This window comes from Limnobaculum allomyrinae (assembly GCF_016649425.1).
In the GTDB taxonomy this organism is placed as follows: Bacteria; Pseudomonadota; Gammaproteobacteria; order Enterobacterales; family Enterobacteriaceae; genus Limnobaculum; species Limnobaculum allomyrinae.
This window is the reverse complement of the sequence record NZ_JADRCR010000001.1, coordinates 637,336-658,898: the sequence shown is the minus strand read 5'-3', so window position 1 is coordinate 658,898 and position 21,563 is coordinate 637,336. Positions and strand designations below refer to the sequence as shown.

Here is a 21,563-nt window from a genome sequence, read left to right as displayed (position 1 = left end):
CTGAAACAGGCATAACTGCGGATTGATCTGATTTGTCAGCAGCCTGCGACTATTCCAATTACGGTATTACCCCTGACGAACCTTCTGCTTTTTGGTGCTTTTGCTGGCATCCGCAACCGGTAATGATGGGGTTGTCTCTATCCAGTTCCGCAGTCGGTTTGCGTCGGCAAAATGAGTGTATTTACCGTAAGCATCTAACATCACTAAAGCAACTTCCCGATTACCAATCACGGTACGCATTGTCAGACAGCGGCCTGCTTTATTAGTAAAACCAGTTTTGGTTAACTGAATATTCCAGTCATGGTCACGAATCAGATGGTTAGTATTACGGAATTCGAGGGTATATCTGGGATTTTCAAAAGAAACGATTTTCTCCGGCGTGGTACTAAGCTGGCTAAGCATTGGGTATTTTTTAGTCGCCATGACCAGTTTGCTCAGGTCGCGGGCAGTTGACACATTTTTCTCTGATAATCCTGTCGGCTCAACATAACGAGTATGTGTCATTCCCAGAGATTTAGCCTTAGCGTTCATTGCGCGAATAAATGCTTTATATCCACCGGGGTAATTGTGTGCCAGGCTGGCTGCTGCACGATTTTCAGACGACATCAACGCCAATAGCAGCATATCTTTACGGGTAATTTCACTGCCTACTTTAACTCGTGAATAAACCCCTTTCAATTCAGGTGTTTGATTAATTCTGACCGGAATAACCTGGGTTAATGGTTGTCTGGCATCGAGAACTACCATCGCAGTCATTAACTTTGTAATAGAAGCTATTGGTGCAACTTTATCCGGATTTGTAGCGTAAATAACTTTACCAGTATTGATATCTACAACCAGTGCACTTTGGGATGAAAGACCTATTTGCGGTGATGAAGTCGTTGATGCGTTTTTATTGTTTTTAGCCGTTGCTTCGGGCATTGCCACCATGCTGGAGGACAGGATGAGCAGGCTCAATAAAGAAAATCGAATTTTTTTGCGCATAGTTTACTGACTTCCATTGAGTTATCGGTATAGAACAGGATGTTCTGCTGCTGAAATTATAATTTATAGTTATGCAATTCGCACAGGCAATTTGTGGCATATCGACATAATAATAGGGGGTATTTGTAAAAAAATGTATTCCCGGGGTTTTGGAAGAAATCGTCTTCTAAACATTGCTCCGTTATTAACAGAACCAGAAATCGCTCTTGTACCTTTGCCTGACTTTATATTTAAACAACAAAGAGTAGTTTTTGAGAGGTTATCACTCCCCTAAAAAACAAACCTTCATTATTACTGAGTGGTGATTTATGTTTTTTAAGTTAATTGAATATTTTGTTTAATCATGCATTTTAATTATTTAAATTTTGATTTAATTTTAATTATTAAACTGATAAGTGTCTTTAAATATTCTTAGTTTAAGAAGCGTTGCATTTATTTTTTTATTAATATGTATTTAGTTGTTTTTTGTTGTTATTTCTTTTGTTTTTTAAATTTTTATATTAAAGATTAGTCTCATATTGGAATATTTATAATATTGACTTGAATGTAATGAATGGCTGAATATGGCGGTGTTTTGAGACTCTCTGGATATATTATTTGTTTCTCTGAACGCGGTTCTTTTATTTCTTTTCGCTTAGTTTTTATAAGTATTTATTTAGTTGATTAATGATGAGTTAGGATCGATATAATTTGTCGGTTTTAATTCTAAATGTAATAATGGATTAGGACATTGATATGAAAGTTGAAATTAAAAAAGTATTACTGATTGCAGCGCTGCTGACTGCAATTCCATCATCAGTTATGGCTGGAACTATTACTTTTAAAGGTAAAGTTATTGATGCCGGTTGTACTGTTGATATTGATGCCGGTTGTACTGTTGATATTGATGCCGGTTGTACTGTTGATATTGATGCCGGTTGTACTGTTGATATTGATGGTAATACTGACGAGACGATTGATTTAGGGTCAACACCTAAAGGTGATTTCACCAGTGCGGGTGTGACTGGCGCACCAAAATCTTTCGTTATCAATTTAAAAGGTTGTCCGGTAGCTGGAACAGGTGTTCCAACAATGGCATACGTTAAATTTAGTGGTACCACTGACAGTAAAAATACTTATTTCAAAAATAGCATAACAACAGGTGCTACTAACGTTGCCGTATTGCTGAAAGATGAAAAGGGTAATGACATTATCAACAATGATGGCAATGAAGCGATCGCTATTCCAACTACCGGTGGTGATATCGCTGTGAACTATACAGCGCGTTTAGTTGCTACTGCTACTGGCGTTACATCAGGTGACGTTCAATCTGTGGTTACTTATACCGTTAGCTATAACTAATCATTCGTTAATACCTACAGTTTTGAACCAGGTTACCGCTGGTTCAAAACTGCTTCTGATTTGAAATTTGCTCAGTTTTAACCGATATAAAAGGATTTAATGATGAAATCATTATGGATGCCGGTATTTTTTTCTTTGCTGATGACGACTGTTTTCCCGACAAGTGCCAGCGTCGTTATTGGCGGCACGCGCGTCGTTTTTGATGGCAGTAAGAAAGAAACTTCAGTGTCGTTAGAGAACAAAGATAATGTTGCTAATTTAGTCCAATCCTGGATTACTCCGGCAGATGCAGATACGCCCAGTAAAGACGCCATCATTATTACACCACCGCTATTTCGGTTAGATGCCGGCGACAAGAATGTATTGCGTATTGTTCGTTCAGGAGCACCAATGCCAGAAGATCGTGAGTCGATGTATTGGCTGAACGTTAAAGGTATTCCATCTACGGCAAAAACTTCATCAAGCAATTCGCTACAAATCGCCATTAACTCAAGAGTTAAGCTGATTTATCGGCCAGCAAGCCTGCAAGATACTCAGCCTGAATCATTAACTCAGCAACTGGTATGGGGAAAGAGCGGTAACAATATCACGGTAAATAACCCAACGCCGTACTACATGAACTTTGCCCAAATCAAAGTTAATGGTAAAGAGGTTCCGGAAGTAACTTATGTCGCACCTCGCTCTCAGGCTGTTTTTCCACTCCGTCAAAATGCAGGTAGTGGGAAGGTGACATGGCGAATTCTTAATGATTTCGGCATGGCCGGTGCAGAGCATTCAGCCAGTTTCTAATTCGCACTCTTTTTGTTATGCCGTGATGTGGCTTAAAGGATGAGTTTATCCACATTGCGATCAGGGATTGATCGAAACAGTTAATGGTGTAAGCAAGATGGAATTTTCTAAAAATTATCCTCGTAAATCGGTGATTGCGGTAAGTTTGTTATCGGCGTTATGTATACCCTATGCCGAGTCACAGGATTACTTTAATCCGGCATTGCTTGAAATGACCAGTACAGCGCCTCCTTCTGTCGATTTGTCTTCTTTTGAAGCGGGTGCCCAGGCTCCCGGTATTTATCACGTTGATATTTTTATTAATAAACAACTTGTTGATACCAGGGAAATTGAATTTAAACAGGTTGAGATTGCGCCGGGAAATAATCAGCTTCAACCATGCCTGAGTGTAGCTCAATTAAAAAGCTGGGGGGTAAAAACAGAAAATTATCCAGACCTCGGTGATATCAAAAGCCAGTGCGCCAACTTTTCTGCTATTCCGCAAGCGACAGCTGAGTTCAAATTTAGTGAGCAGCGTTTAAATTTAAGTGTTCCACAGATTGCCATTGTCTCTTTTGCCCGAGGTTATGTACCTCCGGAACAGTGGGATGATGGCATTAATGCATTATTGCTGAATTATAGCGTGTCGGCATCTACCACGGTAATGCGCAACGGTTCTGGCGGTACACAGAATAATCAATATGTTAACTTACGTCCGGGGGGTAATCTTGGCCCATGGCGCTATCGTAACTACTCGACCTGGAATCATGGTGATGATGGACAAGATAGTTGGAATTCTGTCTATAACTATGTCACTCGCGATATTAAATCATTAAAAAGCCAACTGATATTGGGTGATAGCGTTTCACCCTCTGATGTGTTTGACAGCATGGCATTTCGCGGCGCTCAGGCTTCTTCTGATGATGATATGTTGCCGGATAGCCAGCGTGGTTTTGCACCCGTTATTCGGGGTATTGCACGCAGTAATGCGGAAGTAACAATTGAACAAAATGGCTACACCATCTACAAAACCACCGTCCCTCCGGGCGCATTCGAAATTAACGACATGTATCCTACCGGTGGTTCAGGTGACATGCAGCTTACCATTAAAGAATCTGACGGTAGTGAGCAGCATTTAGTGATCCCTTATGCCTCTTTACCGGTATTACAACGTGAAGGCCGGCTTAAATACAGCCTGACAGCCGGACAAACACGCACCAACGATAGCAACGAGCAAAAACTGAATTTTGGTCAGATGACGGCGATATATGGTATTCCCTGGGGCACAACCATTTATGGTGGGGCTCAGCAGGCTGAAAACAAATACAGCTCAGTTGCATTAGGGGCTGGCGTTAATTTGGGGGATGTTGGTGCATTATCGATGGACGTTACTCAGGCATGGTCAAAACTTTATGCTGAAAACGACTCATCGTCATTCGAACAACGAGATGGCCAGTCTTTACGGGTACGTTACAGTAAAAATATTGTCAAAACGGGGACTAACTTCAACGTCGCTGGCTATCGTTACTCTACCAGTGGGTATTACACCTTGCAGGATACGTTGAGTAGCTATAACGATAATTCTGACAATAATATTGGACGACGCCGTAATCGTACCGATGTCTCTTTATCTCAGGATGTGGTGTTTGGCTCTGTCTCACTGAGTTTGATCAATGAGAATTATTGGGACAAAAGCCGTGTGAGTTCAGTCAGCGTTGGTTATAACAATAACTGGAAAAGCATTAACTACGGTTTTAACTATACCTACAGTAAGAACTCAAGAAATAATCGTGATGATAGCGACAATAATCAGAAAAACGTAGATCAGCTGTTCTCCTTCAATGTCAGCATTCCATTAGATAAATGGTTAGCAGGCAGTAGTGCAACTTATAGCCTGAATAGCGCTAAAAACAGATCGACTACCCATAACGTTGGGCTCAATGGTACCGCACTGCAAGATAATAATCTTAACTGGAGTGTACAGGAGGGCTACGTTAGCGACGATCGGGCTAATACCGGTAGTGCCAATGTTACCTATCAGGGAACTTACTCCAAACTTAACGCAGGCTATGGCTATGACGACTATGCCGATCGATTTAGCTATGGTGTTCAGGGCGGAATAGTCGTGCATGGTGATGGTGTTACGCTTTCTCAACCATTGAGCGATACCGTGGTGCTGGTTAAAGCGCCCGGAGCCAAAGATGTACCGGTTAATAACCAAACTGGTGTGAAGACCGATTTCCGTGGTTATGCCGTTGTGCCTTATGCCTCGCCTTATCGTAAGAGTGATATCTCTCTGAACACTGAAGACATCAAAGATAACCATCTGGAACTGGATGATACCAATAAGAGTGTCGTTCCAACCCGGGGGGCTGTGGTGCGTGCTGAGTATATGACTCAGACCGGATATCGGGCATTGATTACTCTTGAGCATGCAAATGCTGTAATTCCTTTTGGTGCCGTAGTGAGCAATAGCAGCACTGGTGATAGTAAGGAATCGAGTAAAAGTAGCATCGTCGGAGATGGCGGTCAGGTCTTTGTTGCTGGTTTACAAGACGAAGGGCAGCTTTTGGTGAAGTGGGGGAAATCAGCCAATGAACAATGCACGGTGAATTACCGAATTTCTCCACAAGAAACCACCTCTGGTGTATTAACTTTACGTGAAAAATGTCTTTAAGGACAGGGAGCATAGTCATGATGGGAACCGACAGCAATAAAGTGAAATGTTGCCATTGGATGCACAATTTATGGTTAAAGGGGTATCTCTTTTTGGGGCTGATGGGCATAGTTTTTAATGCTGCAGCATACAACAATTCTGATTCAGTACCTCTTAACGTTACGGGTTCCATATATGCATCATCATGTACGGTTACTTTTCCTGGCGATATTAATTTAGGCACTTACTATCGACAAAATATATCAATAGCCGGGGCTAATACGTCGGATATTCCGGTTACGGTTAGCCTGACTGATTGCTCACCGTTTATCAGTAAAGCCACGGCAAGTTTTAGCGGAACCGCTTATACCGAAGACGCTGGCTATGAATCTATTCTGTATGCCAATAGCATTGCGGGTGGTGCTCAGGATCTGGGGTTACAACTATTGAGTAGCGATCCAGTGGTTACGCTGGGCAATAATGCTAATTATGTGATCAATATTGATTCCTCAACAAAATCTGCCTCATTGAATATAACCGCCCGTATGTACACCCCACATGGTTCTCCAACAGCGGGTGATTTTAGTGCTGCTGTAACCATCAACTTTACTTATCAGTAAGTTTTGTTATGGCCCGAGATGAAATGGAAGTCTTATGAAAAAATATTTATTTTTAGTTCTGGTTTTTTTTAGCTCAATCACTGAGGTTCATGCAATTTGTGAACGAGCCTGGTTGACTGATATTGCAACTTCAAACCTGACATTACCTAAAAATATTGTGGTGGAGAGTCGTAATTATAATGGCGGCGAGGTGATTTACTCATCCGGGTGGCCGGGTTCCCGGCCTTCAAGTGCACAAATTAACAACTGTGGTGACAACTATGTTGTTGGTTTTTATTATATGAATCCCCCTCAGGCTAATGGTACGCCAGTGGGAGATATGGTGTTTCCTACCGGCCTGACCGGGTTAGGGGTAAGAGTCTACACAATGAATCAGGCCGGCCCCTATGACTATATCAGGGCTATTGATAATAGTTTCCAACCCGGAGACGGAAGGGCTGGTCACAAGTTAAATAACCCCAGCTACCATTTAGAGTTGGTTGCTACTGGCGGGCCGATTAGTTCAGGGATACTTTCCTTTGGTTCACCTATTGCCCGGGTTGATTTCCGGGAGAGTCCCGGAAGTACCTTAGGGGATTCATCGGTAGGTTCCCAATTAACCGTGTCCACCAGTGTGATTACGGTGAAAGCCATGGGGTGCAATGTGACCGGCTCCCCAGTTAATTTACCGCTGGGTAATATTAAGCTGTCTGATTTTGATTCGAATACTAAAGTTGGAACGGCTTCAGCCCCTCTGACATTGAACTGTGAGCCGGGAACGAATGTTTCATTATCCGTAGCGGCTCCTCAGGTGACGTCAGGGGATACGGCCAATAATACCGTGATCGCCTTAACCAATACAGGTTCTCCTGGTGTAGCCAGCAATGTTGGTGTTCAGCTTGGACTTCAGTCCAGCGTGTATAATACCAACAATAATGGCCTGCCGTTGAATACGCCAATTGCACTGGCAACCTCGAAGCGTACCAGCGATGCCGATGGCACGATTAGCGTTACGGGGGGGGCCCCGCATCAATACCGATGACAATTACGGCTACTTACTATAAAACCGCAAGCCCTGTTGGCCCAGGTCAGGCCAATGCCACAGGAACATTGAACTTTACTTATAATTAATGGCACGGAAAGGGCATAATAAAGGTTATGCCCTTATTGGAAGTTATTTAATTAAAATAATGGAATTAAGTAAGCGTTCTTTGATAGTTTCCTAATCCTGGCAAGATGATAAAATCTGACATTAAATGAGTTTTCAGTTTGTATATTTTTCTTCCATATTATCTCTGCATCTACGATGCTTTACCTCTCTATATTTGATTACTCCTGCTAAAAACGCCTCCTTTTATCAACATAATTAAGTTTTCAGTATTAATTATTTTACATTTCCATTCTGATTAAAATTTAGATTTTGTTATTTTTATAACCATATCCATCTTTGTTGGATATTCATTTTTTCTTTTAAGTCCAGATGGTTAAGAGTCTATTATTGGATTTCTAATTATATTGACGGAAATATGCTAATCGCCTAAATACAGGAAAGCCCTTAGTAATTCTAGGTGTTTGCGCCTTGATAAGGTCAAATTGAGCTATTTGTAGCTTGGCTTTTTTGAATTGGTATAAATGTTTTTGAATAAATAAACACTGAGATTTAGATGATATGACTTATCACTCTCTGTTTTTGACTGTAATAATGAATTAGGACATCACAATGAAAGTTCAAATTAATAAAGTATTACTGGCTGCGGCTTTATTCACTGCAATTCCATCATCCGTTATGGCTGGCACCATTACTTTTACCGGCAAAGTTATTGATGCAGGCTGTACTGTTGATGTTGATGGTTCTACTGACAAGACGGTCGATTTAGGTTCAACACCTAAAAGTGATTTAGGTGATGCGGGTATGACCGGAGCACCAAAGGCTTTCACTATCAATTTAACCGGCTGTCCGGTAGCGGGTGCAGGTGTACCGACCACTGCATCGGTTAAGTTTAGTGGAACGACTGATGGCAATAATACGTACTTCAAAAATAGCCTGACCGGCGCAACGGCTGCAACTAACGTTGCGGTATTGCTGAAAGATAGTGGCGGTACAGACATTATTAACAATGATGATAATCAACCGATTTCGATACCGAGTGCGGGTGGTGATATTACTGCCAACTACACTGCTCAGTTAGTCGCTACAGCGACAGGTGTTACATCCGGTGAGGTTCAGTCTGCGGTTACTTACACCGTTAGTTATAACTAATTAATCGTTAACGCATACAGTCCTGAACTGGGTTATCCAGTTCAGAACTGTTTTTTAATTAGTCTGCCCCGTAGTGTTAAAAATAAAGGATTTCACGATGAAGTTATTATGGACCCCCATACTTTTCTCTCTGTGTATAACGACCGTTTTTCAGGCTAATGCCAGCGTTGTTATTGGCGGAACTCGTGTGATCTTTGATGGCAGTAAGAAAGAAACCTCGGTGTCGTTAGAGAATAAGGATAATGTCGCTAATTTAGTTCAATCCTGGATTACACCCGCCGATGCCGATACCCCAAATAAAGACGCCATCATTATTACTCCACCACTGTTCCGGTTAGACGCCGGTGATAAAAACGTATTGCGTATTGTGCGTTCAGGATTGCCAATGCCGGAAGATCGGGAATCAATGTACTGGTTAAACGTCAAGGGCATTCCATCAACCAACAAAAACTCATCAAGTAATTCATTGCAAATCGCCATTAACTCAAGGGTTAAGCTGATTTATCGACCGGTAAGTTTGAAGGATACCGTGCCCGAATCATTAACTCAGCAACTGGTATGGGGCAAGAGCGGTAACAACATTACTGTAAATAACCCAACGCCGTACTACATGAATTTTGCACAAATCAAAGTTAATGGCAAAACGGTACCTGATGTGACTTATGTGGCCCCTCGTTCTCAGGCAGTTTTTCAACTACATCAAAATACAGATAGTGGAAAAGTGTCATGGCGAATTTTGAATGACTATGGCATGGCTGGCGCAGAACATTCAGCCACCTTTTAATTTGCACTCTTTTTGTTCTGTTGAGGTGTGAATGAATTGTCAACAAATTCACATTATTGCCAGGGATAGACAGAGACAGTTTATGGTGTAAGTAAGATGGTAATCTGTAAAAACTCTCGTCGTGAATTGATTATTGCAGCCAGCCTGCTGCCTACGTTATGTGTACCTTATGCCGTGTCGCAAGATTACTTTAATCCGGCATTGCTTGAAATGAATAACTCAGTACCTCCTTCCGTTGATTTATCTTCATTTGAAGAGGGGGCTCAGGCTCCTGGTCGTTATCGTGTTGATGTCTTTATTAACAAACAGCTTGTTGATACGAAAGAGATCGATTTTAAATCAGCAGGAAGTGAACAGAGTAATAGCAAGCTTCAGCCCTGTTTAAGTGTGGAACAGCTAAAAAGTTGGGGTGTAAAAACTGAAAATTATCCCGACCTCAATTCGCTCAATCATCAGTGCGCCGATTTATCGGCAATTCCACAGGCTACTGCGGAATTTAAGTTTAATGAACAACGCCTGAATCTCAGTATTCCACAAATAGCGGTGCTCTCTTTCGCCAGAGGTTATGTGCCTCAGGAACAATGGGATGATGGCATTAATGCACTACTGCTCAATTATAGCGTGCCGTCAGAACCATGCCGCGCCATGGTTCTGACGGCACACAAAATAGCCAATATGTTAACTTACGTCCCGGGATAAACCTTGGTCCCTGGCGCTATCGTAATTACTCTACCTGGAATCATAACGACGACGGACAAAAAAGTTGGGACTCAGTTTATAACTACGTTTCCCGGGATATTAAGTCATTAAAAAGCCAGTTGATATTGGGTGACAGCGTTTCACCATCAGATGTGTTTGACAGCATCGCCTTTCGTGGCGGTCAGGCCGCTTCTGATGACGACATGCTACCAGATAGCCAGAAAGGTTTTGCTCCGGTAATTCGGGGGATTGCACGCAGCAATGCGGAAGTGACCGTTGAACAAAATGGTTACACCATCTACAGAACTACCGTCCCTCCAGGGGCCTTTGAAATTAACGACATGTATCCTACCGGTGGTTCAGGAGATATGCAGCTTACCATTAAAGAATCTGACGGTAGCGAGCAACATCTGACAATCCCTTATGCTTCTTTACCGGTATTACAACGGGAAGGGCGTCTCAAATACAGCCTGACCGGAGGAAGGACTCGTTCTAACGATAGTAGTGACCAAAAAATGAATTTTGGTCAGATGACAGCGATATATGGTATGCCATGGGGCGTCACCCTGTACGGTGGAACTCAACTGGCTGAAAGTAAATACAATTCAGTGGCATTAGATAGTGGCGTTAATTTGGGAGATATCGGTGCATTATCGATGGATGTCACCCAAGCCTGGTCAAAAATACATAGCCCGGACAACTCATCAATTGAACGGCAAAACGGTCAATCTTTACGGGTACGCTATAGCAAAAATATTATTAAAACCGGCACTAACTTCAGTGTGGCGGGTTATCGCTATTCTACCGGCGGGTATTACACCCTACAGGATATGCTGAATACTTATAACGACAATGCTGACAATGATAATGCCGGGCGTCGCCGTAACCGTACTGATATTTCATTATCACAAGATGTAGTGTTTGGTACCATGTCTCTTAGTTTAATCAATGAGAACTACTGGGACAGAGGCCGTATGAGCTCGGTCAGCATTGGTTATAACAACAACTGGAAAAGCATCAGTTATGGTTTTAACTATACCTACAGCAAAAACTCTGACAATAGTAACCGTTCCAACTACGATGATTCCGGTCATGGTAAAAGTACCGACCAGATATTCTCCTTCAATGTCAGTGTTCCATTAGACAAATGGCTATCAGGCAGTAGCGCAAACTATAGCCTGAATAGTGCGAAGCATGGCCCAACCTCTCATAACATCGGTCTTAACGGAACCGCACTACAAGATAATAATCTTAACTGGAGTGTACAACAGGGATATGTGACAGAAGGCAATGCCAATACCGGCAATGCCAATGCCACTTATCAGGGAACTTACGCCAAGCTTAATGCCGGTTATGGTTATGATGATTATGCCGATCGATTTAACTACGGCGTTCAGGGCGGGGTTGTGGTACATGGCGACGGCGTGACGCTCTCCCAACCACTCAGCGATACGATTGTACTGGTTAAAGCCCCCGGTGCCGAAGGGGTTCCTGTTAATAATCAAACCGGCGTGAAGACTGACTTTAGGGGCTATGCTGTCGTACCTTACGCTTCCCCTTATCGTAAGAGTGATATCACTCTGAATACCGAAGAAATTCCTGATAATAACCTTGAGCTGGATGATACCAGTAAGAGCGTGGTTCCAACGCGCGGCGCGGTAGTGCGCGCTGAATATATAACACAGACCGGATATCGGGCACTGATGACTCTTGAATATGCAGGAGGGATGATTCCTTTTGGCGCCATCGTTAGTCAAGCCAGCGATACTGAAGCATCAGCTAAAAGTAGCATCGTAGGAGATGACGGGCAGGTGTACGTTGCCGGTTTGCAAAATGAAGGTCAGCTTTTAGTGACGTGGGGAAAATCAGCCGGTGAACAATGTATGGTGAATTACCGAATTTCTCCACAAGAAACCAGCTCTGGTGTGCTGATCTTGCGTGAGAAATGTCTTTAATGGCGAGGACACAATGATGATGGAAATAAACAATAAAAAAGTGATGTGTTGCCATCGGCGTCAGAGGTTATTGATGAAGGGATATTGGTTCATCGCATTACTGGGCATGGGGTTTAATGCCACTGCGTTTAATGCTTCTACGTTACGGATGGCGCTCACGATCTGGGGCTGCAGTTATTTAATAACGACCCCGTAGTTTCTCTGGGTAATAACACCAGCTATGTGCTGAATATTGATGCAACAACTCAATCTACCGCATTAGTGATGGCTGCTCGCATGTATACCCCCCACGGTGCGCCGACGGCAGGGGATTTTGGTGCAACAGTTACCATTAATTTTACTTATGACTAGCGTGAAATAGCTTGGGTAAATGGGGTTAAGTTCTGCTCGATATGAGATGGATATAATGATGAAAAAGTATTTATGGTTAGTGTTGATATTATGCTCTGTGGTTTCGGAGGTGCATGCAGATTGCAGGCGTGCCGCAGGTAATAATGTTTCTGTTTCCAACCTGACATTACCCTCTAAGATTGTTGTGACCAGTCAGAACTATGTTGGTGGAGAAGTCATTTATGCGTCAAGTTGGCCTGGTTCACAACCGTCGAGCGTACAAATTACCGGGTGCGGAAAAAATTATGTTGTTGGTTTTTTCTATCTTAATGCGCCTCAGGCCAGTGGCACCCCAATGGGCGATATGGTCTTTCCTACTGGTGTAACAGGATTAGGAGTAAAAGTATCCACCATGAATCAGGCCGGTCCTTATGATGCGGTAAGGGCTATCGATAATACTTACCAGCCGGGAGACGGTAAGTCGACACATAACTTGAATCATTCCTCTTACAACTTACAGCTTATTGCGACCGGAGGGCCAATTAGTTCGGGAACGCTCTCTTTTGGTTCTCCCATTGCGCGAGTTGATTTTCGGGAAAGTGCCGGAAGTTCTTCGGGAGATGTGGCATCGCAATTCACGGTATCGACCAGTGCTATTACCGTAAAAGCCATGGGGTGCAATGTAACCGGTTCTCCGGTGAATTTACCTTTGGGGAATATTCAGTTGTCGGATTTCGACTCTAACACTAAGGTGGGAACCGCTTCGGCAGATTTGACACTAAACTGTGAACCGGGAACCAACGTTTCGTTATCTGTTGCTGCCCCTCCGGTGACTTCAGGGGATACGGCTAACAATACCGTGATTGCTTTAACCAATGCAGGATCTCCGGGTGTTGCCAGCAATGTAGGTGTACAACTCGGGTTTCAATCCAGCTTATATAATACCTATGATAACGGGCTGCCGTTAAACACACCGATTACACTGGCAACCTCTACACGTACGACTGATAAAAACGGTACTGTCACGGTCAGTGGTGGTGCACCTGGTTCAATTCCGATCATGGTGACCGCGACGTATTATAAAACCGCAAGCCCCGTTGGCCCAGGTCAGGCTAATGCCACAGGAACATTGAACTTTACCTACAACTAATGGGTATTGGAAAAGGGCATAATCATAATAAAGGTTATGCCCGACAAGATATTATTTGAATGGAATAATGGCGTCGGCAAGTTGTTGCTTATCGGTAATGGTTCTTATTGTGGCAAACAATTCAGCGGCTTCATCATATTCTTTACGTAAATAACCCAACCACTGCTTAGTTCTGGCAATATTATACAGTCCGGTATCAAACGGATTCTCAGTCTGAACGTATTTTTTCAGCAGTTGCAGAACCTGTTCCCATGACATTTTGTTCTGCTGGTGCTTAATCACTGAACCCAAATTGGGAACGTTCAGCGCACCTCTGCCCACCATCAGATCCTGACAGCCGGTTATCTCCAGACAGTGCCGGGCGTCTTCACTACTCCAGATCTCACCATTGGCGATGACCGGAATGGATAAACGCTGGCGAATGTCACCAATTGCCTGCCAATTGATTCTATCCGCTTTATAGCCGTCTTCTTTGGTGCGTCCATGAACCACCAGTTCGCTGGCGCCACCTTGCTGTGCAGCATCGGCAATTTCAAAGCGATGGTCGATAGACTCCCAACCCAGACGGATCTTTACTGAGACAGCTTTATCGGCGGCAACCGCCTGACGCATAGCGCGGGTTACCTGATAGATGGTTTCTGGCGTTTTTAACAGGCTGGCTCCGCCATCACCACCGACGACGCGTTTGGCAGGGCAACCGCAGTTAAGATCTACCCCGTGTGATCCCAGCTCGGTTACCCGAAAAGCATTTTCTGCCATCCACTGAGGGGAATTTCCTAATAGCTGAACACGTACCGGCGTGCCAGATTTAGTTCGTCCACCGTTACGCAGCTCCGGACAAAAGCGATAAAAAGCTTTGGCTGAAAGCAGGGTATTTACCACCCGAACAAACTCGGTGACGCAAAGGTCGTAGTCATTAATCTCTGTGAGAAGCTCACGAACAAAGGCATCCAATACGCCTTCCATTGGAGCTAACATTACACGCATGGGATCACCGAATAATAGATAAAAAGAAGCGGGTGCATTCTGTCACACCCGCCTCAGGGATATCAATGCTGTCAGGCTACTTATCCTTCTTTTTCACTACCTCTTGTCCTTTTTCATCATAGGTCACACCGTTGTACTGGGTGTAGGTGGCTTTATCGCTATCCTGATGATTGGTATAGGTATAAACCGAATCATTAAAGGTGTGAATGATCTGATTTTTGCGGTCAATTAAAAGAGTAACCTTATCATTTTCTACTTTGGCACTGCCGCCCTGAAACATTTCTGCCGATCGATATATCAACGGAATAACTAACTTACCTGAAGTATCAATATAGCCATATTCATCCTTGACACCTTTCACTGCTGCCAGACCGTTAGAGAAGGGATAAATAGTTTCGTATTTGCTGACATCAAGACCGGCATTCTTTCCGCTACGATTAATATAATAACGTTTGCCATGGGCATCGGTTACCGGCAATAGACCATCCTTACCAAAGCTGGAAAAGCTATCCAACTGATAATAATGGTTATCATTGAGTTTTTTACCATTTACATCGTAGATATCATAATGTTGATACAGGTAGTACTTGTCATTTTCAATGGCATAGTAAGGGGTATTACCTTTTAACGGTTCGATGGTGCGGGTAGTGTATCGGGTAATAATATTGCTGCTATCGAAGGTTACAACATCAAAGGTTCCTTTCAGAATAAGCTGAAGGTTATGGCTACTATATATTTCGTAGTTACGATCAAATTTTTTGTTATTGATGTTATAAGCACCGAAAAAATTATCGCTTATTTCAATATCACTATATTTTACAGGTAAGATGATTTGATGAGTTTGTATATTCAATAGCCCCTGAAGACGGGAACGGTCGTTTTCTTTAGTAATATAAACATATTTATTTTGCAGTAGCTTTGGTTCATATTGGCTAAATCTAAAAGGTTGAAGCTCAAGGCGTTTCTCATTTCTGTTTAACCGATAAACGGAAGTATCGTTAACATTTTTATGTGCCTCTGTAGCGTAATAATAATCGCCAACGGCATATTCAAGCCGGTTATAGCGTGGAGCAATAATCCATTCGCCCTGTTCAGATATTAATCCATACTTTTTTCCGGTGTTATCTTGTGCGCTGGTCAGGCCATTAAAGTAACGTTGATCGCTTTGGGTTAGTTGAAATGAATAGGTTTCTCTTTTGGATTCCGGATACAGATACAGGTTAATCGCCGAAACCTCTCCCTGAAACTGATAAGTAGCAATAAAAACCGGTGGGTGAGTTTTATGAGTCTGTTCCTGAGAAGGGTAGTTATTGAGAAAGAACTGTAGCAGTGCTTCTTTATCCGTAATTTGGTGACTTTCTATTTGTTGCAGAGCCTGTTCGGTAAAGGTGTAAAGCAGGCTAATATAATAATTGTCATTACTATAAGATGAAGACCCAAGCGGTTTTAATGCCTGACCGCTGCTGTCGATTCCTTCAACATGAAGAATATTTTTATGGACGGATTCGGACAATTTAAGCTCAACTTCCTGACCGGACATTTGCACCAGTTCAATTTGCTCCTCAACAGATTTATCACCATGACTAAAGTGCAATTGCTTTGACTGAAGGGGTAATGTGTAACTTGCTGTCATTGAAAGACTGGCAATACGTTTGGTGCCATTAAGACTCCCTTTGCCTTCCGTATCAGCACTGCTTATTGTGGCGGTGGAACCATCAATAAAAGTGACGCTGGTAATGTTTAACTCATGTTCGGGATAGTTGTAATCATCATAGTTTTTAATTAATTGAGACAGATGATAGGAATTATAGTTAGTCTGAATAGTCGATAGATCGCCAGAGATGGACTGGTAAAATGACAAACTGTTCAGATATTCATGGTATTTACTGTTTATTTCTGTCGCAGATAATGGAATAAATTTATCTACATGCTCTGTTTGTTGGTCTGTTGTAGAACCTGCGGAAATTCGTATTGAACTAAATTCCTGGTACTTTTTCAGGCTATCGGACTGTTCTCGTAATCTCTTTTTTATTTGTGGGAAGCTGTATTTTTTAAATTCGTTACGAAGTTCTGTTTCCATCTCTGGCGTTATTGCGTGCTCTTGCGCCAGTAAATGAGTGCTGCACAATAAACTCAGTGAGAGTAATGCGTATTTCAACGGCAAGTGAAAGAGCACTTTTGACATAGAGATAAATACCTTTTAATACAGGCTAAACAGCCTGCTTCATTGTTGTTAAATAAATCGAACGGAAATTAAATTTTTCTGACGGTGATTTTGCCATGATATCAATCAGTTTTATCAAAAATAAATTCAACCTGTGTGATTTATCGAGTAAGCAAAATTAAATATCCAATAAAGGATTAATTAACTAAAACAAACCTGACAATTTTATTCGTAATCGCCCAATCTGGTACATACTGTTTATATTCGTTTTATGATTTTAGAATCCAACAGGAAAGCAATCATGGTCAGACAAAATAAGGTGTTTACGCCTTTGTGTAGTGTTTATCAACGATTAATGGGCGTTCTGGCCGTAACCCTGATATTACTTCCCCTGGGACTGGTTCAGGCAGCGGAAGACGATGGCAGCATCTCCTTTGCAGGTAACTACCGAATTGTCGATCCGGAAAGTGGTGAGGTTTCTCCAACGCTATTACACATTAGCCCATATCAAAAAGGTGATGAAGACAATCTGACTGAAAGTCAGTTAAAAAAACGTGCCTGGGTTGCTGAGGATATGGAGACCAAAGAAAAAGTATTTTTTGACCGAATGGACGAGAAGGATAGTGAGGTAGCCGCAGGGCTGAAAGCCCATGGTTGGGAATGTGCAGTCTCTTCACATTTGTTGTTGTGTGGTGGCAAGGTGGGTGAAAAGCCATTTGACGGTGAAGATTTTACCAGTCAAACCGGTTGGTTACTGATTGTGTTGCATCAGGGGCCGGTAGAGCTAATTAAATGTGGGTCTGAGAGTTGCGATGAACCATCAGAGGAACAATCGCCAAATAATGATGACAACATTCTGTAATTGCGGCATCTGAAAGGTTTCTTTAATAACAACTATGAGAGGATACCAATAGAATCTATTTAATTTGACATTAAGCATAAGGACTCAAATATGAAAAAAAGAGGGCTACAGGATAAAGTAAAGCTTAATAATGGTGTGCTCATGCCCCAGCATGGATTTGGGGTATATAAAATCGATAATCAGGCAGATGCCGAAATAGCTATCAATAAAGCGTTGGAGGTCGGGTACCGTTCTTTTGATACCGCTCAGCTTTATCATAATGAAGGAATTCTGGGTAATTTATTGCAGCAAAGTGGCGTTGCCCGCGATGAACTGTTCATCACCACTAAAATTGGTGATGATAATCAAGGCTATGATGCAACGCTCTCATCCTTTGATCTGTCAATGAAAGCGCTAAAACTGGATACGCTGGATTTATTGCTGGTGCATTGGCCAAGCCAACAACATTTTTTCGACACCTGGCGCGCGCTGGAACGATTGTATAAAGAGATGCGAGTACGTGCCATTGGCGTTTGCAACTTCAACGTCAGTCATCTGGATAGATTAGCCAATATGGCAACGGTAGTACCTGCGGTTAATCAGTTTGAATGCCATCCTTACCTGACCCAGTATCCCCTGAAAGATTATTTGAAACAGCACAACATGGTGGCTGAGGCCTGGAGTCCTTTGGGAAGAGGGATGGTTCTTGACGATTCTGTACTAAAAACTATCGCAGAATATTATCATAAGAGCACGGCGCAGATAGTGTTGCGCTGGCATCTACAGCAGGACATGGTAATAATTCCTAAATCGGTTACACCATCACGTATTGCGGAAAACGCGGATATTTACGATTTTGCGCTGTCTGACGAACATATGAAGATGATTGATGGATTGAACCGTGATTATCGCACCGGACAGGATCCGGATGATGTCTATCTGAAAATCTGATGGGTTTTCGTGTTGAATAAGACGTGTTGAGGCGGATAAACGTTATCTGCCTCTGTCATATTAATTGGTCGAGCTGCAAACCGGGCAGTTGGGGTCTCGTGGCAATTTCATTTCTCTAAACTGCATGGTCATGGCATCAAGGGTTAATAGCTTACCGGCCAGCGGTGTGCCAAATCCGGTCAGAACTTTGATTGTTTCTGTCGCTTGCATAGCACCAACAATGCCTACCACCGGTGACATAACACCCGCTTCCACACAGGTTAACGCTTCTGTACCAAACAGCCGGCTGAGACAGCGATAGCAAGGCTCATTTTGCTGGTAGGTAAACACACTGATTTGGCCTTCCATACGAATAGCCGCTCCGGAAACCATCGGTTTACGCAGGGTAAAGCAGTGCTGGTTTAAGCGATTGCGGATTTCAACGTTATCGGTGCAGTCCAGTATAATATCCACTTGAGCAATCAACGCTTGCAGTTGGTTATCGTCAAGATTTTCATTGACCGTATGTAATGCCACGTTGGGGTTAATATCCGCCAGTGTCATTCTGGCGGATTCCACCTTCGCCATACCAATACGGTCGTCACGATGTAAAATCTGACGCTGTAGGTTAGACAAAGAAACCGTATCGAAATCCAGCAGGGTTAGCGAACCAATACCCGCCGCACACAGATATTGGGAGGCCGGACAGCCCAAGCCGCCCAAACCAACAATCAGCGCGGAAGAGGCTTTAAGCTTCTCCTGACCATCAAAATCGAATCCCCGCAGGATAATTTGGCGGTTATAGCGCAGCGTTTCGGCATCGCTTAATTCCGGCAGCATGAGTTAACTCTCCAATAGCGGATTAAATGGCTCAACGGTTACCCATTCACCGGCGGCCACCGAGCCGCGATCCTGTTCCAGCACGATAAAACAGTTTCCCTGACTGAATGAGCTAAACACATGAGAGCCCTGATGGCCTGTGGTTTTTACCTCCAACTCACCCTGAGCATTGCTGGATAAAATTCCGCGCTGGAAATCCATTCTTCCCGGCGTTTTTTTCAGGACAGAGGTAGTTTTCACTTTAATCTGACGTGGTTTTTGCCACTGGCTGTAGCCACTCAGCTTCATTAATAATGGTTGAACTAATTGATAGAAGGTCAGGGCGGCGGAAACCGGATTTCCCGGCAGGCCGCAAAACAGGGAATCGCTTAACTGACCAAAAGCAAAAGGTTTTCCGGGTTTGATGGCCAATTTCCAGAAACTAATTTTGCCCATTTCATCCAGGATCTGTTTGGTGTAGTCCGCTTCACCGACGGAAACGCCGCCGCTGGTGATAACAACGTCTGCCTGTGCATTGGCTTTGGCAAAGGCTTCACGAATAGCCGCTTCATCATCACGGATAATACCCAGATCGATAACCTCACAATCCAGTTTTTCCAGCATTAAACGTACGGCAAAGCGATTGGTGTCATAAATCTGGCCTTCCTGTAATGGTTGGCCGATGGTTTGTAGTTCATCACCGGTTGAGAACAGAGCCACTTTAAGGCGGCGATATACGGTAACCTGATCAACACCCAGAGAGGCCAGCAGTGGAAGCTGAGCAACACCTAATTTTGAACCGGCAGGGAGTACTTCTGCGCCCTGACGAATATCTTCACCGGCTAAACGAATATTTTGTCCTGCCTTTGGCATGGTGGTAAAACGCACGCCGTTGTCCTGAACTTCTGCCTGTTCCTGCATGATGACGGCATCTGTACCGGCCGGGATTGGGGCTCCGGTCATAATGCGGATACAGCTGGCCGCAGGCCATTCACCATGAAATGGCTGACCGGCAAAGGCTTTACCTGCAACAGGCAATATGCTGGACTCGGTAACTTCGTGACGGCGTACGGCGTAACCGTCCATAGCGGAATTATCAAACGGCGGTACGTTCAGCGGTGAGGTTATTGCTTGTGCAGTAATACGATCGGCAGCCTGAGTTAAATTGATTTGCTCGGTTTTGCCAACCGGTTCAACCTGAGAAAGTAATTTATCTAAAGCCTGACTCAGCGTAAGAAGTGAGGAAGAAGTTGAACAACAGTCCATCTGACGGCTCCGTTACAAACCCATAAGGTTTGGGGTGAGGATATAAAAATATCGGTTTATTATGCCCGAACAACAGCCATCTCACAATTTGTTGAGATATGGGTTTCGTCGGAAAATATCTCTGCGGCGGGGGTAAGTCATCAACCATCATCCCAATTTCAAGATAACACTTGGCTTAGAAACATCCGCTTATTTAACAATATTTCTACAGAATGCTGGATAAACCTCGTCGGCTAAATTACAGTGTCAGGCTAAGGTGTGATCCTTATCAAAGATATTGCCATAGATAGGTTGGAGAGAGACGATGTCATCCCTGAGTAAAGAAGCGATGTTAGTTCATGCAGCATTAGAAGCCAGAGGACTGGAGACCCCGTTACGCGGTCAACCTTTGGATGCCGGTACGCGCAAACAGAAAATTGAAGAGCATATGACGTCGATTATGCAGTTGCTTAACTTGGATCTGTCCGATGATAGTCTGGCAGAAACGCCAAAGCGTATTGCTAAAATGTATGTGGATGAGATTTTCTCCGGTCTGGATTACGCCAATTTTCCTAAAATCACCCTGATTGAAAACAAAATGAAAGTGGATGAGATGGTGACGGTTCGGGATATCACTCTAACCAGCACCTGTGAACACCATTTTGTCACTATCGATGGTAAGGCGACCGTGGCTTATATCCCTAAAGATTACGTGATTGGCCTGTCAAAAATTAACCGTATCGTTCAGTTTTTCTCTCAGCGCCCTCAGGTGCAGGAGCGTTTAACTCAGCAAATTTTGCTGGCGTTACAAACTCTGTTGGGAACCACCAACGTTGCGGTATCTATTGATGCTATTCACTACTGCGTGAAATCACGCGGTGTATGCGATGCCACCAGCTCCACCAGTACCACCTCTATCGGTGGCATCTTTAAAAGTAATCCAAGTACTCGTCAGGAATTTCTCCGGGCAGTACGCCACTCCCCACACCATATCTGATTCTGCATTTACCTGTGCAGCACGATGAAAACCGGTCAGTACAGAATAACGGGA

19 protein-coding genes are annotated in these 21,563 nt (G+C 43.3%); 14 read left to right on the top strand and 5 right to left on the bottom strand.

Translation table 11 applies throughout. The features are described from left to right. Nucleotides 1–66: 66 nt before the first annotated feature. Nucleotides 67–984, bottom strand: coding sequence for a D-alanyl-D-alanine endopeptidase (gene pbpG, locus I2494_RS03035; protein ID WP_218465477.1), 918 nt, complete (start codon nt 982–984; stop codon nt 67–69). 735 nt (nt 985–1,719) lie between these two features. Here pbpG and I2494_RS03030 point away from each other — a divergent pair. The 11 genes from I2494_RS03030 (at nt 1,720) to I2494_RS02985 (ending at nt 13,526) form a co-directional block, all read left to right on the top strand. Further along, nucleotides 1,720–2,325, top strand: coding sequence for a fimbrial protein (locus tag I2494_RS03030; protein WP_218465478.1), 606 nt, complete (start codon nt 1,720–1,722; stop codon nt 2,323–2,325). A 102-nt stretch (nt 2,326–2,427) separates the two neighbouring features. Next, nucleotides 2,428–3,114, top strand: a complete 687-nt coding sequence (locus tag I2494_RS03025) for a fimbrial assembly chaperone (protein ID WP_218466002.1) — start codon at nt 2,428–2,430, stop codon at nt 3,112–3,114. Between the two features lie 97 nt (nt 3,115–3,211). After that, nucleotides 3,212–5,770, top strand: a complete 2,559-nt coding sequence (locus I2494_RS03020) for a fimbria/pilus outer membrane usher protein (protein WP_218465479.1) — start codon at nt 3,212–3,214, stop codon at nt 5,768–5,770. A 17-nt stretch (nt 5,771–5,787) separates the two neighbouring features. Continuing rightward, on the top strand, nt 5,788–6,369 hold the full coding sequence (locus I2494_RS03015; RefSeq protein WP_218465480.1) for a fimbrial protein: 582 nt from the start codon (nt 5,788–5,790) through the stop codon (nt 6,367–6,369). A 34-nt stretch (nt 6,370–6,403) separates the two neighbouring features. Further along, a complete protein-coding gene (locus I2494_RS03010) occupies nt 6,404–7,390 on the top strand; it encodes a type 1 fimbrial protein (RefSeq protein WP_218465481.1) in 987 nt (328 codons plus the stop codon). 678 nt (nt 7,391–8,068) lie between these two features. Then, a complete protein-coding gene (locus tag I2494_RS03005; protein WP_218465482.1) occupies nt 8,069–8,608 on the top strand; it encodes a fimbrial protein in 540 nt (179 codons plus the stop codon). A gap of 97 nt (nt 8,609–8,705) precedes the next feature. Next, entirely contained in the window at nt 8,706–9,392 is a 687-nt protein-coding gene (locus tag I2494_RS03000; RefSeq protein WP_218465483.1) for a fimbrial assembly chaperone, read from the top strand. Between the two features lie 96 nt (nt 9,393–9,488). After that, nucleotides 9,489–10,091, top strand: a complete 603-nt coding sequence (locus I2494_RS02995; protein WP_228350821.1) for a FimD/PapC N-terminal domain-containing protein — start codon at nt 9,489–9,491, stop codon at nt 10,089–10,091. Beyond that, nucleotides 10,028–12,046 carry a fimbria/pilus outer membrane usher protein gene (locus I2494_RS02990; protein ID WP_228350820.1) on the top strand — a complete coding sequence of 673 codons (2,019 nt, stop codon included), beginning with the start codon at nt 10,028–10,030 and terminating at the stop codon, nt 12,044–12,046. Before I2494_RS02995 ends, I2494_RS02990 begins: the two co-directional genes overlap by 64 nt. A 162-nt stretch (nt 12,047–12,208) precedes the next feature. Next, the gene (locus I2494_RS20510) at nt 12,209–12,397 is read left to right on the top strand and encodes a fimbrial protein (RefSeq protein ID WP_407657853.1); all 189 of its coding nucleotides are present in this window, start codon (nt 12,209–12,211) and stop codon (nt 12,395–12,397) included. A gap of 58 nt (nt 12,398–12,455) precedes the next feature. Continuing rightward, on the top strand, nt 12,456–13,526 hold the full coding sequence (locus tag I2494_RS02985) for a type 1 fimbrial protein (protein ID WP_267081181.1): 1,071 nt from the start codon (nt 12,456–12,458) through the stop codon (nt 13,524–13,526). A 51-nt stretch (nt 13,527–13,577) separates the two neighbouring features. On the opposite strand, the gene dusC is transcribed toward I2494_RS02985, so the two are convergent. Then, nucleotides 13,578–14,513 carry a tRNA dihydrouridine(16) synthase DusC gene (gene dusC, locus I2494_RS02980; RefSeq protein ID WP_218465485.1) on the bottom strand — a complete coding sequence of 312 codons (936 nt, stop codon included), beginning with the start codon at nt 14,511–14,513 and terminating at the stop codon, nt 13,578–13,580. A 76-nt stretch (nt 14,514–14,589) separates the two neighbouring features. Then, a complete protein-coding gene (locus tag I2494_RS02975; protein ID WP_218465486.1) occupies nt 14,590–16,698 on the bottom strand; it encodes a WG repeat-containing protein in 2,109 nt (702 codons plus the stop codon). A 280-nt stretch (nt 16,699–16,978) separates the two neighbouring features. Here I2494_RS02975 and I2494_RS02970 point away from each other — a divergent pair, with 280 nt between their 5' ends. Next, nucleotides 16,979–17,539 carry a hypothetical protein gene (locus I2494_RS02970; RefSeq protein WP_218465487.1) on the top strand — a complete coding sequence of 187 codons (561 nt, stop codon included), beginning with the start codon at nt 16,979–16,981 and terminating at the stop codon, nt 17,537–17,539. Nucleotides 17,540–17,629: 90 nt separating this feature from the next. Then, complete coding sequence (locus tag I2494_RS02965) at nt 17,630–18,469, top strand: aldo/keto reductase (protein ID WP_218465488.1); 840 nt, start codon at nt 17,630–17,632, stop codon at nt 18,467–18,469. 60 nt (nt 18,470–18,529) lie between these two features. Here I2494_RS02965 and moeB read toward each other — a convergent pair whose 3' ends face one another. Next, nucleotides 18,530–19,288, bottom strand: coding sequence for a molybdopterin-synthase adenylyltransferase MoeB (gene moeB / locus I2494_RS02960; RefSeq protein WP_218465489.1), 759 nt, complete (start codon nt 19,286–19,288; stop codon nt 18,530–18,532). 3 nt (nt 19,289–19,291) lie between these two features. Beyond that, nucleotides 19,292–20,533 carry a molybdopterin molybdotransferase MoeA gene (gene moeA, locus I2494_RS02955; RefSeq protein ID WP_218465490.1) on the bottom strand — a complete coding sequence of 414 codons (1,242 nt, stop codon included), beginning with the start codon at nt 20,531–20,533 and terminating at the stop codon, nt 19,292–19,294. 304 nt (nt 20,534–20,837) lie between these two features. Between moeA and folE the strand changes: the two genes are divergently transcribed. Next, the gene (gene folE, locus I2494_RS02950) at nt 20,838–21,509 is read left to right on the top strand and encodes a GTP cyclohydrolase I FolE (protein WP_218465491.1); all 672 of its coding nucleotides are present in this window, start codon (nt 20,838–20,840) and stop codon (nt 21,507–21,509) included. The last annotated feature ends 54 nt before the right edge of the window (nt 21,510–21,563 follow it).

Bases quoted from the DNA above. Each gene is read 5' to 3' on its own strand.
- pbpG (WP_218465477.1), bottom strand. From the start codon at position 984: ATGCGCAAAAAAATTCGATTTTCTTTATTGAGCCTGCTCATCCTGTCC.
- dusC (WP_218465485.1), bottom strand. From the start codon at position 14,513: ATGCGTGTAATGTTAGCTCCAATGGAAGGCGTATTGGATGCCTTTGTT.
- I2494_RS03010 (WP_218465481.1), top strand. From the start codon at position 6,404: ATGAAAAAATATTTATTTTTAGTTCTGGTTTTTTTTAGCTCAATCACT.
- moeA (WP_218465490.1), bottom strand. From the start codon at position 20,533: ATGGACTGTTGTTCAACTTCTTCCTCACTTCTTACGCTGAGTCAGGCT.
- I2494_RS02990 (WP_228350820.1), top strand. From the start codon at position 10,028: ATGCCGCGCCATGGTTCTGACGGCACACAAAATAGCCAATATGTTAAC.
- I2494_RS03025 (WP_218466002.1), top strand. From the start codon at position 2,428: ATGAAATCATTATGGATGCCGGTATTTTTTTCTTTGCTGATGACGACT.
- I2494_RS03015 (WP_218465480.1), top strand. From the start codon at position 5,788: ATGATGGGAACCGACAGCAATAAAGTGAAATGTTGCCATTGGATGCAC.
- folE (WP_218465491.1), top strand. From the start codon at position 20,838: ATGTCATCCCTGAGTAAAGAAGCGATGTTAGTTCATGCAGCATTAGAA.
- I2494_RS02995 (WP_228350821.1), top strand. From the start codon at position 9,489: ATGGTAATCTGTAAAAACTCTCGTCGTGAATTGATTATTGCAGCCAGC.
- moeB (WP_218465489.1), bottom strand. From the start codon at position 19,288: ATGCTGCCGGAATTAAGCGATGCCGAAACGCTGCGCTATAACCGCCAA.
- I2494_RS02985 (WP_267081181.1), top strand. From the start codon at position 12,456: ATGAAAAAGTATTTATGGTTAGTGTTGATATTATGCTCTGTGGTTTCG.
- I2494_RS02970 (WP_218465487.1), top strand. From the start codon at position 16,979: ATGGTCAGACAAAATAAGGTGTTTACGCCTTTGTGTAGTGTTTATCAA.
- I2494_RS03005 (WP_218465482.1), top strand. From the start codon at position 8,069: ATGAAAGTTCAAATTAATAAAGTATTACTGGCTGCGGCTTTATTCACT.
- I2494_RS03030 (WP_218465478.1), top strand. From the start codon at position 1,720: ATGAAAGTTGAAATTAAAAAAGTATTACTGATTGCAGCGCTGCTGACT.
- I2494_RS02965 (WP_218465488.1), top strand. From the start codon at position 17,630: ATGAAAAAAAGAGGGCTACAGGATAAAGTAAAGCTTAATAATGGTGTG.
- I2494_RS03000 (WP_218465483.1), top strand. From the start codon at position 8,706: ATGAAGTTATTATGGACCCCCATACTTTTCTCTCTGTGTATAACGACC.
- I2494_RS03020 (WP_218465479.1), top strand. From the start codon at position 3,212: ATGGAATTTTCTAAAAATTATCCTCGTAAATCGGTGATTGCGGTAAGT.
- I2494_RS02975 (WP_218465486.1), bottom strand. From the start codon at position 16,698: ATGTCAAAAGTGCTCTTTCACTTGCCGTTGAAATACGCATTACTCTCA.